This window comes from Pseudarthrobacter sp. NPDC058196, assembly GCF_042882685.1.
Taxonomy (GTDB): domain Bacteria; phylum Actinomycetota; class Actinomycetes; order Actinomycetales; family Micrococcaceae; genus Arthrobacter.
In genome coordinates this window covers 192,765-206,702 of record NZ_JBHVVN010000010.1, presented here as the reverse complement: position 1 = coordinate 206,702, position 13,938 = coordinate 192,765, and the positions used below count along the sequence as shown (strand labels likewise).

The following is a 13,938-nucleotide window of genomic DNA, read 5'->3' as shown; positions in this document are numbered from 1 at the left end:
ACCTTAGAGCGTGGGCGCGGCGACGATGTCCACCGAGATTTCGACCGCCGGCACCGCTCCCCGGTTCTCCAGCCAGTGCGAGGTGTTCCGGTCCTCCGGCCAGCCCGCGCCCGGCCCGTACTCCGTGGCCACCCCGTCCCTGTGGTCCGTGATGGTCCCCGAGAGGATGTAGACGGTGCCGGGCCGGCCCGCGTGGTCATGCAAGGGGCCAAAGACGCCCCCGGGCGCGATGGTCACCATCCGCATCCGCAACTGGCGCCCTTCCATCCCGTCGATCTCGCCGCCAAGGTCAACCGTTGCCAGCAACTCTACTGAGACACCGGCCGTCTCCGGCACCACCTCCCCGACTCCCATTGCGTCTCCTTCCATCAGCCGGGCCCTACGGCGGCGCCGGCCCTGCCGCTGCCGGGCACCCGGGTGCGGGTGCTGCGGGCGGCACGTGCCGGCGTCGTCAACTTATCTGCTGAGCCTGCAACTGCGGGCGGTGGCGGTCAAGCCGGAAGCGAGGAAATGTTCAGGATGTTGCCCTCGCTGTCCAGGAACCAGGCTGCCTGGCCCACGCCTTCCATCGATGCGATGCCATTCTCGGTCTTCAGGCCGGGCATGTCGTACTCTTCGAAAACAACGCCTCGGCCGCGGAGCTCGTCCACGTCGCGCTGCACATCGTCGGTTTCCCAGCCAATCTGCGTGTTCTTGGCTGACCCGGCATTGTCTGTTTGATAAATCAGGAACGCGGTACCCTTCCCGCACCGGTAGACAAGCCCGCCGTCACCCATGGTCCGCTCGGGCTCCAGCCCCAGCTTGTCCCGATAAAACTCCCGTGCCCGGTCAACGTCCTTCGCCGGCAAAACAGCCATGACTTCCAGATCTTTGAGCATGACAACAACTCTCCTTGCCACATTTCCTGATGGCGATGCTCTCCCCCGAATCGGTCCGGCCGTCCCCCGCCGGGCCTCGTGGCCGTCCTTCCCGCCGAATGCCGGGGCGGCCACCTGGAGCTCCCTGATCCGCGATGGCAGAAGCCATCGGCACGGGGTTCCCGAAGTCTACGAGGCCATTATGGAACTGTTCGTTCCCGCATGGAATAGGGGTTTTTATTGGGGGCAAGGCAGGGCGGCCGGACTATTTCCGGGTTGCGGAGATGGCCCTGCGGGCGGCCCTGCCCGCCACCGCCACGAGGGGAACCAGGCAGGCCAGGACGGCGATGGTGTTGGGGCGGAACGCCGGGATCCCGTTGACTGTCCGGTACACCCCCAGGGGCAGGACGAATCCGCCGCCGCCTCCGCCGGAAGCACCTTCCTCCGATTCCATGCCCCCGCCGAAGCCGAAGGACACCAGCGCCACGGGCACGATCTCCTTACCGCCAAGGTTCACCGGAGTGCCGTAGGCCCGGGCCACGCCCATGTTTTTGAAGGTGTCAACGAGGGACGCGAAGGTGTCAGCCATGGGTTCAGGATAGGCGCCGATCCGGATGGCAAACAGGTCCATAGGTCCTGGCTGCCACGTCCCTACCGCCGGATTTCCGCCAGCCGTAACCTGACGATGTCCGCTATGACGTCATCCGGTACCGGCCGGGCTGCGCTGAAGCGGATGGTTCCCTTGGACAACGAGTAGCCCTCCAAGCGGCCGGCCACCGCCTCCACCACGGCCGAGGAGAACGGAAAGATCGAGAGGTGCTTGGCTGCGGCCACCGCCGCAAGCAGCGGCTTTCCGTCGACTTTCAGGGCTGGCATCCCGTAGCTCATGCCTTCCGTCGCGTCCGGGGCCACGGACCGTGCCACCGCCACCACATGGCGCAGGCAGCCGCGGTCCGGTTCAGTGGCGGCGGCCAGCGCTTCGTCAACGGCGCCCAAGGAGCGTCAGCTCTTCCGGGCGGCGACCGTGGTTGCGAGGGCCGCAAGGCCGCGCTCAAAGTCGCCGCCCACCAGCTTGTCCATGTTCATGAACAGCGCGAAGACCTTGCCGATCCCTTTGTTCTCCCCGGTCATCAGCCACGTCACCTCGGTGCCTCCCGGCGCCGGGCTGAAGGTGAACGTGGTGGGGTTCAGGGCCTTGAACGGCTTGGTGAACTGCAACCGGATCCCGATGCGGCTCGAAGGGACGGACTCCACGATCTCCATGGTTCCGCTGCCGGCCTTGCGGTTGCCGCTCCACTCATAGCCCGCGCCGGTCCCTGATTCGCTGCCGAAGTAGCGGCGGCTCATGCCCGGGTCCACCGCCTCCCAAGGGGACCATGCGGTCCATTCGTGGAAGTTGTTCACCAGCGGAAAGATCTCCTCGGCGGGGGCAGGGATGACGGCGCTGCGACGGACTTCGAAAGTAGACATGGGCCAAGCATAGGGCCGCGGCCCGCCCGCGTTAAGGGAGGACCACGTTGACGGGTTCCCGGCCATCGAGCAGCAGCCCGATCTGTTTCCTGACCAGGCGCACCATGCGGGGGAACATGGCCGAACTGGCGCCGCCCACGTGGGGAGTGATGAGCACTCCCGGGGTGGTCCACAGCGGGTGGCCGGCGGGCAGCGGTTCCGGATCGGTGACGTCCAGGGCGGCGCGTAGCCTGCCGGTTGCGGTCTCGGCCAGCAGCGCGTCCGTGTTGGCCACGGGGCCGCGGGCCACGTTCACCAGCAGGGCGCCGTCCGGCATGGCGGCGAGGAACTTGGCGTCCACGAGTTGCTCCGTCTGCCCGTTGAGCGGAACACTGACCACTACGATCTCGTGCAGCGGCAGCTGTTCATAGAGCGAGTCGATCCCGTGGATGGTTCCACGGCCGTCCTCGCGTGGTCGGCTTGCCATCCGGGTGACCTCGGCTTCGAACGGGAGGAGCCTGGCCTCGATGGCCTTGCCGACTCCCCCATAGCCCACCAGCAGGACGCGCCTGTCCGCCAGGCTGGGACGCGGGCTGTTGTCCCATGTGCCGCTTTCCTGGTTCCGGACAAAGTCCGGAACGCCGCGCTGGGCGGCGACCATCATGCCCACGGCAAGCTCCCCCGTCGAGGTCTCATGGACTCCGGCCGCGTTGGCAAAGGTGACACCAGCGGGCAGAACTGCGGCGACGCCGTCGTACCCGATGGACTGGCTCTGCACCAGGCCCACGTCCACACCTTCCAGCGCGGCGAGCGCGGACGGCTTGCCCATGTAGGGCGGCACCAGGAGGTCGAGCCGGCCCTCGGGGGCGGGGCCGGTGAGGTCCCAGAGCACAAAGTCGACGCCGCCCACCGGGGCGAGCGCGTCCAGCAGGTTTTGGGCGGGCAGGCAGACGCGGAGGCGGGCGCTCATGCGGCGACCATCAGCTTGACGTTGGCAGCGCCCAGGGCATCCTCGATTTCCTGCGGCGGCCGGGCATCCGTCACCAGGATGTCCACCGCATCAAAAGCTGCCAGCCGCGCCAGCGCGTACCTGAGCATCTTCTGGTGCGTTGCCACCACCACTACCTGTTCCGCCGAATTCATAAGGGCGATCTTAGTGGCGCGCTCCACGTCGCGTTCGATGTAGAAGGCCTCATCGTGGATCCCGGTCACCCCGATAAACGCCGTCTTGGCGCGCAAACCGGCAGCCGCGCTCACGGTCATGGGACCGTTGAACGCCTGGCTGTCCAGCAACAGTTCCCCGCCGAGGCAGATGGTGCGGGCCTCCGTCAGCTGCAGGCAGCGCTGGATGGCCGGGGCTGAGTGCGTGATGATGGTCCCCCTGAAGGACGTGGGCAGTTCCTGGGCGATCTGGTAGGTGGTGGTGCCGGCATCAAGGATGATGGCGTCCCGTTCGCTGATCATCGACACACAGGCCCGTGCCACCCGGAGCTTGGCGTCGGCGTCCTCCCGGACCCGGGCGGCGAAGTCGGCGTTCTGGCCGTGCCCGTCCACGGCGCTGACCCCGCCGTGGACCACCCGGGCCAGGCCCCGCTTGGCCAGCACCCGGGTGTCCCTCCGCACGGTCATGTCGGAGACTGCGAACGTCCCCGCGAGGTCGTTCGTGGATATGAAGCCTTTCCGACCCAACTCATCGAGGATGGTGCGCTGGCGCGGCGTCAGCGGCGCCTCTCCATGTGCTGTGCTCATAAGCTGCTCTTCCCTCCCCAATGCGCCGGGCAGACCCGGGCGGCGTGTTGGACTTCCAACACAAATCTTCTTACGAACGTACCCCGGAAACCGCATTCGCAAGCTCCACGGGGCGTCCTTCCGTAATAGAACGTTCCGCCGCCAGGCCCATCCGCACGGACTGCAGGCCATCGGCAACAGTGACCTCCACGGGGCCTTCGCCCAGGATGGCTTTCCGGTAGCCGAGGTGCTCGTAATAGGTGGAACCGTGGTGTGCTCCGGCCGCGAGGACAGCCTCATCCACCGGCACGTCATGCTTTTCCGGGCCGAGCGGGGACCGGGGGCTGAATTCCACGGTTGCCTCGGCTTCGTCGCCGGGGATCCAGTGGTTGGCCGCCACCGGGATGAGGGTTTCGATCTTGGCGGCGTCGCCGACGATTGAGATCCGCTCCTGGAATTTGGACCCTTCGGCGAACATGGACAGCTCCAGCATGGCCCGGCGTCCACCCTTGAAGTCGACGATGACGTAGGCGTTGTCCACCATGTCCGAGACCCGGCCGTCGTACACCTCGTCCATGTGGTTGACGTCGTGGCCGCCGCTGGCGTAGACCCGGACGGGCTCGTCCTGAAGGATCAGGCGCATCAGGTCGAAGAAGTGGCAGCACTTCTCCACCAGGGTGCCGCCCGTCCGCTCGGCGAAGCGGTTCCAGGCATCCACCTTGTGCAGGAACGGGAAGCGGTGTTCCACGATGGAAAGCATGTAGATGTTGCCGAGCTTTCCATCGTGTGCGGCCTGGACAACCTCCTGGACCGGCGGCATGTACCGGTACTCCATGGCAACCCACACCGGCGCCGGGTAGCCAGCGGCGAGGACTTCGAGCTCGTCCGCCTGTTCTGCGCTGGTGCATACGGGCTTTTCGACCAGGACCGGGAGGTTGGTGCCGCTGGCGAAGATGTCCTTCAGGATGCCCAAGTGGGTGTCGTTGGGGCTGGCGATCACCAGCGCGTCCACCAGTCCCGAGGCCAGCAGTTCCTGGTGGGAGGCGAAGAGTTGCACGTCATAGCCGATCTCCTTGGCAGTCTCCTCGAGGGATGACGGCGTGGGATCGGACACTGCGGTGATCCGGCTCCCGGGGATCAAGGCAAGGTTCCTGACATGTTCGCGGGCCATGTGGCCTGCCCCGATGAGTCCGTACCGGATGGTCCGGACAGATTCCGCAGTAGGCAATGACATGAGCTGCTCCGTTTCTCTACGTTGAGTGGGGGGCTGCGGCGTTGCATCCCAAACACAACTATACAGAAAGTGTTGTTTTTCCAACATAGCGTGTGTATATTTCTTCAATACCAGCCGGAACTACAACGAGGTGGAACGTGCCCCAACCGTCAACTGGACCCCTGCTCTTCGTAGGTTGCGCCACTCTTGACTCCATTGCCCTGGTGCAGGATTACCCCGCCGCGGACAGCCGGACCGTCGCCACGGATTTCGCGACGGCGGGCGGCGGCCCTGCGGCCACGGCAGCCGTCGCAGCGGCACGGGCGGGGGCCGATACTGCCTTCGCCGGCGTCCTCGGCACCGACGAAGAAGGCGACCGCATCATTGCCGGGCTGGAAGCCGAAGGCGTGGACACCTCCGCCGTGATCCGCGATCCCGGCGTCAAGACCGGCGCCAGCGTGATCATTGTCAGCAAGGCAACCGAGAGCCGGGCCATCGTCACCAGGCCCGTGCCGCCGGTCAGCTTCCCTGCGGGCAGCCGCTTCTTCGACCTGCTGGCATCGGCCGCCTGGGTCCATACCGACCACCTGGGATGGAATGCAGTGGCAGGTGCCCGCCCCGCAGCGCTGAACATCAGCGTGGACGCCGGCAATCCCATCCCCTCCTTCAGCCCCGGCGGCATCGCACTCTACGTGCCCACCATGGAAAGGCTCCAGGCAGAGTACGGCGCTGGGCACTCCCCCGGCGCCCTCCTGCGCAAAGCGCTCGACGACGGCGCCGCGGCCGTCGTCGCCACCGCCGGCTCAGACGGCGCCTGGGTCCTGGAACGCGGCGGGGACCCCGTCCACGTGCCGGCCACGCCGGCGGACATCGTTTCCACCCTCGGCGCCGGCGATGTCTACCACGGCGCGCTCCTCGCCGCCGTCGCCGCAGGCCTGCCGTTGGCGGACGCCGCCGCATTCGCGGGCCGCACCGCCGCCGCATCCTGTGCCGGGCTGGACGGCCGCTCTGCCATCCCCCGCCGGGCCATCACCGCCGAATTCGCCTCCAACCACCATTCCTGACCCAACCCGCCCAGCTGAAAGTAGCCAGCCCATGAACCATGCAGACCTCTCCCCGCTCCAACGGCCCTCAGGCGCCTTTGCGATGCTCGCCGTTGACCAGCGCGAAGCCATGCGCAACATGTTCGCCGAGCACACCGACCAGCCCGTCACGGACCACGACCTCCGCGACTTCAAGCTCGAGGCGGCCCGGATCCTGACGCCATACGCCTCCGGCGTCCTCATCGACCGCCAGTTCGCCCTGGACCAGGCCATCGAGGCCGGCGTGGTGGACCCCGGCTGCGGGCTGATCGCCTCCGCCGACCACTTTGAACCCGCCCACGGCGAACTGGTGGGCGAGGTCACCATCGACCGCCTGGTGGATCCGCACAAGTACGCAGCTTTGGGCGTGAAGGCCCTGAAGCTGCTGGTGCTCTACCGCCCGGACGAGCCCGCCGAGGGCCGCGTGGCCATGGTCCGCGAGTTCGTGGACAGCTGCCGCTCCGCCGGGCTGATCAGCATCATCGAACCCGTCTCCCGCAAGCCCCTGGCCGGCGGCGACTTTGACTGGAACGCCGGCATCCTGGCCGCCGCCAAGGAACTGGGCAGCCTGGGCGCCGACCTGTACAAAGCCGAGGTCCCGTTCCACGGCCAGGCTTCGGAAGCCGACGTCCGCGACGCCTGCGCCGAGCTCACCAAAGCCATCGACGGCCCCTGGGTGGTCCTCTCCTCCGGCGTTCCCGAGGACGTTTTTCCGGACGCCGTCCGGTGGGCCTGCCTCGAAGGTGCCAGCGGGTTCCTCTCCGGACGCGCAGTCTGGGCTTCCTGCATCGGAGCCCCCGACGTCGTCGAATCCCTCTCCACCGATGCCGTCCGCAGGCTGCAGCGCCTTTGCGCCGTGGTGGACGACGTCGTGTCCGCCCAAAGGACCAACGCCTAGGCAGTTCTCCCGCACCACAGCACCCTCACGGGGCCCGGCCCCTCTCAGCAGCAAGCAAACAAGGCACAGCAAACACTCAACGAGGAGATTATTGTGAGTCAGATTTCACGCCGGCAGGCAGTCGCCCTTCTCGGGGCCCTGGGCTTCGGCGCCGCTGCGGCAGCGTGCGCCGGGCCCGGCGGTTCCACCAAGCCGGGAGGGGCAACCGGGCCGTCGGCACCCGCCACCGGAGCCGTCACCGGCAAGGTGTCCTTCGCCCACTGGCGCGGCGAGGACAAGGCCGTGTTCGACGAACTCATCAAGCGCTTCGTGGCACAACACGACGGCGTGGAAGTTGCCCAGGACATCTCGACCTCCAACGACTACAACGCCCAAGCACTGCAGAAGCTCCGCGGCGGCTCCATCGGCGACGCGTTTGCCACCTTCCGCGGCTCACAGTTCAAGAACTTCACCGAGGCCGGGGTGTACACCGACCTCAAGGGCAGCAAAGCCGTAGGCAACTACCAAAAGGGACTCCTGTCCGCCGGGCAGAGCGGCGACAACCAGCTGGGTCTGCCCTACCAGGTGGTGTTCCCCATGCCCATGGCCAACCTGGACCTCTTCGACAAGGCCGGCGCCGAAACCTCCCCCAAGAACTGGGACGCCTTCCTGGGCATGTGCGAGAAACTCGCCGCTGCCGGCGTCATCCCCATCTCCTGGCCGGGCGGCGATGTTGGAAACGGCGGCCAACTGTTCAACTGCATGATTGCCAACAACGCCCCCGTGGACGACATGTGCGCCCAGATCGAACAGGGGAAGCTCAAGTGCACGGACGACTGGTTCATCAAGATGCTGGGCCAGTACAAGGACCTGAAGCCCTTCGTGCAGCCCAACGCCACCGGCACCGCCGTTGAACCGGCCCAGAACCTGTTCTCCCAGGGCAAGGCCGCCATGCTCGCCACCGGCTCCTACCACCTCGCGGCAGTCCGCGGACTCGGTGCCAAGTTCCCGATCGACCTGGTGTTCCCCAACACCACCTCCGACGGCAACGGCAAATACGAGGGCGCCTACAACGCCACCTTCATCCTGGGCGTCAACTCCGCCAGCAAGAACCAGGCCGCCGCTGCGGCATGGATCGATTTCCTCTCCGAGCCCGAGAACGCCGGCTACTACGCCAACCAAACCGCGCAGCACGTCTCCGTGGACAAGGTGGAGTACACCAACCCGGACCTGAAGCGCCTGAGTCCCTGGCTGCAGAAGAAGACGGCACTCGCCGCCCGCTTCCAGTTCAACAACCTCGATGTCCGCAACGCGGTGGAGGCCAGCGCCACGGCCGTCATTTCCGGCACCAGCCCGGAGCAGGCAGCCGCTGCCGCCCAGAAGATTGTTGACGAACGGCTATGAGCATCCATCCCGGAACGGCTGCCCGGCGGAAGGCCCCGGACAGCCACACCCCCGACAACCCTGCCAAGGTGCGCCGCCGCTCTCCCACACGGGTGAATCCGGCCCTGTACCTTTTCCCGCTGCCCGCAGTCGCCGTCGTCGCCTTCTTCCTGGTGATGCCCACGCTGCAGGCGTTCCAGTACGCCATCACGGACTGGAACGGATTCTCCGCGGCGTTCAATTACGTGGGCGTGGACAACTTCGTCCGGGCGTTCACCAAGGACTCGCTGTTTACGAACGCGCTGACGAACAACCTGAAGTTCGTGCTGCTGGTGGTGATCGCCCAGACAGCGTTCTCGCTGGTCCTGGCCCTGCTGCTGACCAAGAACTCGCGGGGCAGCATCCTGCTGAGGGCACTGTTCTTTTTCCCCACCATCCTGTCCTCCGTCTCGGTGGCCTTCATCTGGAAATTCATCTACGACCCCAACTTCGGCCTGGCCAACTCGGTCCTCCGAACCGTCGGGGTGGACGGTGGAGCCTACCTCGGCAACGACGCCCAGGCTTTGTACTGGGTGGCGGTCACCCAGGTCTGGTTCCATTCGGGCCAGATGATGGTGGTCTACATCGCCGGGCTGCAGGCCATCCCCAAGGAACTCTACGAAGCGGCGGAGATGGACGGCGCTAACAAATGGCAGCAGTTCAAATCCATCACCTGGCCGTTCGTGGCACCGGCCACCTCCATCGTGGTGGCCTACACCACGGTGCAGTCCTTCAAGGCCTTCGACCTGATCCTGGGCATTGCCGGCAACCCGCCCAAGGCAGCCCTGGATATCCTCTCCACCCGCATTTACAGCACCTTTGCCAACTCGGAGTTCGGCTACGCCGCCGCCCAGTCGATCATCTTCATGGCGATGATCGCCCTGGTCACCTGGCTGCAGCGCCGGTTGCTCCGGCTCACCCCGAAGGGGGACTAGCAGCATGCTCGCAACACTAAGCCGCCGCGCCATCCTGGCCATCTACGCGGTCATCATCATCATTCCGTTGACAGTGGTGGCGTTCGGCAGTTTCAAGTCCACCCAGGAACTGTTCGCCGGCCCGTTCAGCCTTCCGCATTCACTTGCCCCGGATAACTTCGTCGAGGTGGTGGGCGGCCAGAACCTGGGTTCGTCCTTCATGAACAGCGTGATCGTCACCGGGATTTCGGTCCCACTTACCCTGTTCGTGGCCAGCCTGGCCGGCTACGCCGTGTCGCGGTTGAAGGGGTTCATGTCCTGGGCCATCTTCGGATTCCTGGTCCTGGGCATGGCCATCCCGGCACAGGCCAACATGGTGCCGCTCTACGTCCTCTTCGGCAGGCTGGGCCTGCTGGACAACCTGGCCGGCCTGATCCTGGCCAACGTCGTGTCCACGCTGCCCATTGCCGTCTTCATCCTGGGCGGGTTCATGCGGACGCTGCCCAAGGAACTCTATGAAGCTTCCTCCATCGACGGCAGCGGGCCGTGGAAGACCTACGCTTCCATCGCCCTGCCGCTCTCCGCACCGTCGATCGCCGCGGCCGCCATCTTCCTGTTCGTCATCCACTGGAACGAGCTCCTCTACCCGCTGCTGTTCATCCAGTCCCCCGGCAACCGGACCCTGCCGCTGGCATTGCTCAGCTTCCAGGGCGAGTTCCAGACCAACTACCCGCTGCTGTTCGCCGGCGTGATCCTGGCCTCCCTGCCCGTAGTGGTGGCCTACGTCTTCCTGCAGCGCTACTTCGTTGCCGGCATCACGGCAGGGGCAAGCAAGGGATGAGTACGACGACGACGCGCGGCACCGGTGGTGCCCTCACGGCCCAACGAAAGGCTCCTTCCATGAACCTCACATCAGCCCGGCACCTTGTCAACGGCACCTGGCACACTGCCGGAACCGCCAAGGACGTGACTGATCCGGGCAACGGCAGCACCGTGGGCGAGGTCGCCTGGGGCTCGGCCGGGGACGCCACCAAGGCCGCCGACGCCGCCGCCGAAGCCTTCGGCACCTGGTCCCGCACCACCGCCCGCCACCGGGCAGACCTGCTGCGCAACGCGGCGGCGCTTCTGGCGGAACGCCGCGACGAAATCGCGCACACGCTGGCACTCGAGGCAGGCAAAAGGCTTCCCGAAGCGCAGGGCGAGGTGGACTTCTCAGTGGAGTACTTCCGCTGGTTCGCCGAGGAGGTCCGCCGCGCCACCGGCACCATCAGCCCACCTGAACTCCAAGGGCGCCGGCACCTCAGCAGCCGCAAGCCCGTCGGCGTGGCCCTCAGCCTCACCCCGTGGAACTTCCCCGTCTCCATCCAGGCCCGCAAGCTCGCCGCGATGCTCGCCGCCGGGTGCACCGTGGTGGGCAGGGTTTCGGAGAAGGCCCCGCTGGCTGCGACCGGCCTGTTCGAAGTCCTGCACGACGCCGGTTTTCCCGCCGGCGTGGTGAATCTGGTCCATGGCCCCTCACGCGAAATCACCGCGGCGTTGATGGCCCACTCGGCGGTCCGTGCCGTCAGTTTCACCGGTTCCACGGGTGTGGGCCGGCAGATCATGGCATCAGCCTCCGAGCGCGTGGTCCGGCCCCTGCTGGAACTCGGCGGCAACGCACCGTTCATCGTCTTCGAGGACGCGCACCTTAATGCCGCCGTTGATGGCGCGGTCCTGGGCAGGCTCCGCAACACCGGCCAGTCCTGCGTGGCCGCCAACCGGTTCCTGGTCCAGGACACCGTCGCCGACGAGTTCGCCCGGAGGCTGGGCGCCCGCTTTGACGCGATGACCATCGGTCACGGCGTTCCCGACGGCGGCGCGCCGGTCCCGGACCTGGGCCCGGTCATCGACGCCGACAGGGTGTCCGCGGTACAGGCACTGGTGGACGACGCCCTGGACCGGGGCGCCCGCCGCGTCACCCAGCGCACGGCGGTCCCTGGCGGGGGTGCGTTCATGGCGCCCACCCTGCTGGCCGATGTCCCGGACGACGCACTGTTGGTGACCGAAGAAGTGTTCGGCCCGGCCGCCGGCGTCGTCACCTTCTCCTCGGAGGAGGACGCCATCCGGAAGGCGAACGCCACCGAGATGGGCCTGGCCGCCTACGTGTGGAGCGGCAGCCCGAAGCGCGGCTGGGAGATCCCGGAGCAGCTTGAGGCCGGCATCGTCGGCGTGAACGACCCCCTTCCGTCCGTTGCCTTCGCCCCGATGGGCGGCGCCAAACAGTCAGGCTTGGGACGGGAAGGATCGAGTTTGGGCCTCGAAGAGTTCGAAGAGGTCCAGTACGTGGCCTGGAGACCGTAAATGCTGACCACCGGGCTGGTCCTCGGGGCCGTCGTCATGGGTGCCGGGATGCAGCGGATCACCGGGATGGGCTTCGCGCTGGTGGCCGCCCCGTTCCTGGTTCTGCTCCTGGGCCCGGTGGAAGGCGTGGTGCTGGTGAATGTATGCGGGGCGGTGACGGCAGGAGCCATTATCTTCCGGGTGCTGCGCGACATCGACTGGAAGCGCTACGTGTTTCTTGCTGCCGCTGCCTTGCTCGGCATCATTCCGGCGGCCTTCCTGATCCGCCTGATTCCGGCGCCGGTGCTGGAGATCTCCATCGGGGTGCTCCTCGCGGCCGGGCTGACCGTCCTGCTGGCACTGAAGTCCGCCACGCTGCCGTCGCGCCGGCGCTACCTGTTAGCCGCCGGCGGCCTCAGCGGATTCATGAACACGGCCGCCGGCGTGGGCGGGCCCGCGGTCAGCATGTACTCGATCGCCACCAAATGGCAGCACCGGTCGTTCGCTGCCACCATGCAGCCGTACTTCTTCACCATCGGTACCTTCTCACTCGTCTCCAAGGCCATCACTGCCCCCACAACGTTCCCTGTGATGCCATTGGCCATGTGGGGTGCCGTCGCCGCCGCGTGCTTGGCCGGGCTGGTACTGGGCGACGTCGCCTCGAAATTCGTCCCTGCCCGGGCAGCGCAGAAACTCCTGGTCGTCCTGGCTTACCTGGGGGCGGCCGCCACCATTATCCGCGGCGTGCTCGAAGCCGCCGGCTGACCTATTTTCTACCCTGCAACAGAGAGGACATGACATGACGTGGCTGAACAGCCCCGCCCACGCACGATGGCTTGAGGCGGAAACCGACCGGTTGGTCCGTTTCGCCGAGGCCTCCAAGGTCGCCACCGGATTCGGCTGGCTCGACAACTACGGCAAGGTGTTCGCCGACAAGCCAACCCACCTGTGGATCACCGCGCGGATGACCCACAGTTTCGCCGTCGCTGCCCTGATGGGACGGCCGGGAGCGGCCACGCTCGTGGACCACGGAATTGCCGCCCTCAACGGCGTCCTTCACGATGACGAGTTTGGCGGTTGGTACGCCGAGGTGGACCAGGACGGTCCGGTAAACGACACCAAGTCCGGCTACCAGCACTCCTTCGTACTCCTGGCTGCTGCCAGCGCCGTCGCGGCCGGGCGCCCCGGAGCACGGGAGCTGCTGGATGAGGCGCTGCGGGTCGCCGACACGAAATTCTGGGACCACGAGGCCAACATGTGCTTCGACTCATGGAACCGGGACTTCACGGAAACGGAGGCATACCGCGGCGGCAACGCCAGCATGCACTCGGTGGAGGCCTACCTCATCGTGGCCGATGTGACCGGAGAGAACAGGTGGCTCGAACGGGCCCTGCACATCGCCGAGGTGCTCATCCACCGGTTTGCGCGCGACAACAATTACCGGGTGTTCGAGCACTTCGACCCGGACTGGAAGCCCATGCCCGAGTACAACACCGATGACCGCGCCAGCCAGTTCCGCGCCTACGGTGGAACCCCCGGCCACTGGGTGGAGTGGGCGCGGCTGCTCCTCCACCTCCGTGCCGGGCTCGAGGCCCGCGGCCTGGACATCCCTGAGTGGCTCCTCGAGGATGCACGCGGCTTGTTCGATGCCGCCATCCGGGATGCCTGGCAACCGGACGGCCATCCGGGATTTGTCTACACGGTCGACTGGGAAGGCAAGCCCGTTGTCACCACCCGGATCAGGTGGGTACCCGCGGAGGCGATCGGCGGTGCTGCTGCCCTGTACATCGCCACGGGCGAGCAGCAGTACGCGGACTGGTACGAGCGGATCTGGGACCACGCCCGCGACTGGTTCATCGACTACGAGCACGGTTCCTGGAAGCAGGAACTCGACGAGAACGGCAATGTCACCTCAACCGTGTGGTCCGGGAAGGCGGACATTTACCACCTGTGGCACTGCCTGGTGGTCCCGCGCCTCCCGCTGGCTCCCGGGCTGGCTCCAGCGGTCGCGGCCGGCTTGCTGGACGCACGCCTGAACACGCCGTAACCGGAACGGAGCAGGGGGTTCGATCCTGTA

General features: G+C 66.6%; 16 protein-coding genes. 8 read left to right on the top strand and 8 right to left on the bottom strand.

Going from position 1 to position 13,938, the window contains the following annotated elements; all coding sequences use genetic code 11:
- Positions 1 to 3: 3 nt before the first annotated feature.
- From ACFVVC_RS15935 to ACFVVC_RS15900, 8 genes are all read right to left on the bottom strand, one after another.
- A complete protein-coding gene (locus tag ACFVVC_RS15935) occupies positions 4 to 354 on the bottom strand; it encodes a cupin domain-containing protein (protein WP_387455240.1) in 351 nt (116 codons plus the stop codon).
- A 137-nt stretch (positions 355 to 491) separates the two neighbouring features.
- Positions 492 to 878 (bottom strand): VOC family protein, encoded by a 387-nt coding sequence (locus tag ACFVVC_RS15930; RefSeq protein ID WP_387455237.1) that lies wholly within the window; start codon positions 876 to 878, stop codon positions 492 to 494.
- Between the two features lie 244 nt (positions 879 to 1,122).
- A complete protein-coding gene (locus tag ACFVVC_RS15925; protein ID WP_387455325.1) occupies positions 1,123 to 1,446 on the bottom strand; it encodes a hypothetical protein in 324 nt (107 codons plus the stop codon).
- A gap of 62 nt (positions 1,447 to 1,508) precedes the next feature.
- Positions 1,509 to 1,853: an iron chaperone gene (locus ACFVVC_RS15920; RefSeq protein WP_387455234.1), complete on the bottom strand. Its 345-nt coding sequence runs from the start codon at positions 1,851 to 1,853 to the stop codon at positions 1,509 to 1,511.
- Positions 1,854 to 1,859: 6 nt separating this feature from the next.
- Complete coding sequence (locus ACFVVC_RS15915; protein WP_387455231.1) at positions 1,860 to 2,327, bottom strand: SRPBCC family protein; 468 nt, start codon at positions 2,325 to 2,327, stop codon at positions 1,860 to 1,862.
- A 31-nt stretch (positions 2,328 to 2,358) separates the two neighbouring features.
- On the bottom strand, positions 2,359 to 3,276 hold the full coding sequence (locus ACFVVC_RS15910) for a 2-hydroxyacid dehydrogenase (protein ID WP_387455228.1): 918 nt from the start codon (positions 3,274 to 3,276) through the stop codon (positions 2,359 to 2,361).
- Positions 3,273 to 4,055: a DeoR/GlpR family DNA-binding transcription regulator gene (locus ACFVVC_RS15905; protein ID WP_387455226.1), complete on the bottom strand. Its 783-nt coding sequence runs from the start codon at positions 4,053 to 4,055 to the stop codon at positions 3,273 to 3,275. The genes ACFVVC_RS15910 and ACFVVC_RS15905 overlap by 4 nt, the downstream gene beginning before the upstream one ends.
- Before the next feature lie 70 nt (positions 4,056 to 4,125).
- Entirely contained in the window at positions 4,126 to 5,268 is a 1,143-nt protein-coding gene (locus ACFVVC_RS15900) for a Gfo/Idh/MocA family protein (RefSeq protein ID WP_387455223.1), read from the bottom strand.
- Positions 5,269 to 5,405: 137 nt separating this feature from the next.
- Here ACFVVC_RS15900 and ACFVVC_RS15895 point away from each other — a divergent pair, with 137 nt between their 5' ends.
- The 8 genes from ACFVVC_RS15895 to ACFVVC_RS15860 all read left to right on the top strand — a co-directional run bounded on the left by ACFVVC_RS15895 (position 5,406) and on the right by ACFVVC_RS15860 (position 13,908).
- Positions 5,406 to 6,311, top strand: coding sequence for a PfkB family carbohydrate kinase (locus ACFVVC_RS15895; RefSeq protein ID WP_387455220.1), 906 nt, complete (start codon positions 5,406 to 5,408; stop codon positions 6,309 to 6,311).
- Between the two features lie 31 nt (positions 6,312 to 6,342).
- Positions 6,343 to 7,227: an aldolase gene (locus ACFVVC_RS15890; protein ID WP_387455217.1), complete on the top strand. Its 885-nt coding sequence runs from the start codon at positions 6,343 to 6,345 to the stop codon at positions 7,225 to 7,227.
- A gap of 93 nt (positions 7,228 to 7,320) precedes the next feature.
- Complete coding sequence (locus tag ACFVVC_RS15885; RefSeq protein WP_387455214.1) at positions 7,321 to 8,610, top strand: ABC transporter substrate-binding protein; 1,290 nt, start codon at positions 7,321 to 7,323, stop codon at positions 8,608 to 8,610.
- A complete protein-coding gene (locus ACFVVC_RS15880) occupies positions 8,607 to 9,563 on the top strand; it encodes a carbohydrate ABC transporter permease (protein ID WP_387455211.1) in 957 nt (318 codons plus the stop codon). Before ACFVVC_RS15885 ends, ACFVVC_RS15880 begins: the two co-directional genes overlap by 4 nt.
- A 4-nt stretch (positions 9,564 to 9,567) precedes the next feature.
- Entirely contained in the window at positions 9,568 to 10,383 is an 816-nt protein-coding gene (locus ACFVVC_RS15875) for a carbohydrate ABC transporter permease (RefSeq protein ID WP_285249185.1), read from the top strand.
- 59 nt (positions 10,384 to 10,442) lie between these two features.
- A complete protein-coding gene (locus tag ACFVVC_RS15870; protein WP_387455209.1) occupies positions 10,443 to 11,882 on the top strand; it encodes an NAD-dependent succinate-semialdehyde dehydrogenase in 1,440 nt (479 codons plus the stop codon).
- Positions 11,883 to 12,626 carry a sulfite exporter TauE/SafE family protein gene (locus ACFVVC_RS15865; protein ID WP_387455206.1) on the top strand — a complete coding sequence of 248 codons (744 nt, stop codon included), beginning with the start codon at positions 11,883 to 11,885 and terminating at the stop codon, positions 12,624 to 12,626.
- 34 nt (positions 12,627 to 12,660) lie between these two features.
- Entirely contained in the window at positions 12,661 to 13,908 is a 1,248-nt protein-coding gene (locus ACFVVC_RS15860; RefSeq protein WP_387455204.1) for an AGE family epimerase/isomerase, read from the top strand.
- The last annotated feature ends 30 nt before the right edge of the window (positions 13,909 to 13,938 follow it).

Excerpts from the sequence above, each read along its gene's own strand:
- ACFVVC_RS15905 (WP_387455226.1), bottom strand. The coding sequence starts at position 4,055 with ATGAGCACAGCACATGGAGAGGCGCCGCTGACGCCGCGCCAGCGCACC.
- ACFVVC_RS15870 (WP_387455209.1), top strand. The coding sequence starts at position 10,443 with ATGAACCTCACATCAGCCCGGCACCTTGTCAACGGCACCTGGCACACT.
- ACFVVC_RS15890 (WP_387455217.1), top strand. The coding sequence starts at position 6,343 with ATGAACCATGCAGACCTCTCCCCGCTCCAACGGCCCTCAGGCGCCTTT.
- ACFVVC_RS15860 (WP_387455204.1), top strand. The coding sequence starts at position 12,661 with ATGACGTGGCTGAACAGCCCCGCCCACGCACGATGGCTTGAGGCGGAA.
- ACFVVC_RS15880 (WP_387455211.1), top strand. The coding sequence starts at position 8,607 with ATGAGCATCCATCCCGGAACGGCTGCCCGGCGGAAGGCCCCGGACAGC.
- ACFVVC_RS15925 (WP_387455325.1), bottom strand. The coding sequence starts at position 1,446 with ATGGCTGACACCTTCGCGTCCCTCGTTGACACCTTCAAAAACATGGGC.
- ACFVVC_RS15935 (WP_387455240.1), bottom strand. The coding sequence starts at position 354 with ATGGGAGTCGGGGAGGTGGTGCCGGAGACGGCCGGTGTCTCAGTAGAG.
- ACFVVC_RS15930 (WP_387455237.1), bottom strand. The coding sequence starts at position 878 with ATGCTCAAAGATCTGGAAGTCATGGCTGTTTTGCCGGCGAAGGACGTT.
- ACFVVC_RS15910 (WP_387455228.1), bottom strand. The coding sequence starts at position 3,276 with ATGAGCGCCCGCCTCCGCGTCTGCCTGCCCGCCCAAAACCTGCTGGAC.
- ACFVVC_RS15865 (WP_387455206.1), top strand. The coding sequence starts at position 11,883 with ATGCTGACCACCGGGCTGGTCCTCGGGGCCGTCGTCATGGGTGCCGGG.
- ACFVVC_RS15915 (WP_387455231.1), bottom strand. The coding sequence starts at position 2,327 with ATGTCTACTTTCGAAGTCCGTCGCAGCGCCGTCATCCCTGCCCCCGCC.
- ACFVVC_RS15900 (WP_387455223.1), bottom strand. The coding sequence starts at position 5,268 with ATGTCATTGCCTACTGCGGAATCTGTCCGGACCATCCGGTACGGACTC.
- ACFVVC_RS15875 (WP_285249185.1), top strand. The coding sequence starts at position 9,568 with ATGCTCGCAACACTAAGCCGCCGCGCCATCCTGGCCATCTACGCGGTC.